General features: G+C 52.1%; 1 protein-coding gene. It reads right to left on the reverse strand.

From position 1 onward, the window contains the following. Window positions 1–52: 52 nt before the first annotated feature. Entirely contained in the window at window positions 53–745 is a 693-nt protein-coding gene (locus AC1QQ2_RS14620; protein ID WP_479713694.1) for a hypothetical protein, read from the reverse strand. Window positions 746–797 lie beyond the last annotated feature (52 nt).

Here is a 797-nt window from a genome sequence, read left to right on the forward strand (position 1 = left end):
GCACCCCCGTACCCGCCGAGCTGCTGGCCCTCGCAGGGTATCTGGAGAGCATTCAGGAGTGAGAGGCTGATGGCTGAACTGCATCGAAGCAGTTCTTCGCGGTCAATTCTGTTAGAGGTATGGGGGCGATTGGCAAGCGCCCTCTGATACCATTGGCAAGACTGTTAGTTGAACGTTCTGTCGATGGGCGCAGTTGTCCATTGGACGAACGCTTAACGAGATCATCTAGTTCCTCAGCGGTGATCGCACCGCAGTTCGGAGAGGTTGGAACCAAATAGACCACCCACTGTGACGGGTCGCGTTGGTCGCATTTGTCTCGGTCGCTTTCCGTATGAAACATGAGTGCGAAAAGATCGCAGGAAAACGCATCTCGAACAGCCTGACACCGATCGTTAGGTGTTTCGAGATCTACTCTTAGGTGATCTGGCTTGCTCAATCGGAGTTGGAATTTGCCTGCGGCGTCTTCCAAATTGCGTTCGACCTCAGACCACGTTTGAACCTTGGCCGAGTTTTTTACCTGAATCCGCAGATAGTTTGGGTAGCTGTCTTCGCGGTTGCCAAGGTCTATGTCCCAAGCATGCCAACCGTGGGACACCAGTTGTGCTCTCTGGCCAAGGGCTTCCAATAAAAGAAGCTCTGCAACGTACCCACGCAGGTTGTTGTCAATAATGCCGCTCTGAAAATAGGCGTCTTCAAAGCGCTGTCCGAATGGGAGATTGGAAAAAGGTTTCCTATACTCGGTCACACATCCAACTCTTCAACAAACCGCGCGTTTTCCTGAATATACTGGAACCGTA

Origin of the sequence: Aestuarium sp. (assembly GCF_023253315.1) — a bacterium.
In the GTDB taxonomy this organism is placed as follows: Bacteria; Pseudomonadota; Alphaproteobacteria; order Rhodobacterales; family Rhodobacteraceae; genus Marivivens; species Marivivens donghaensis.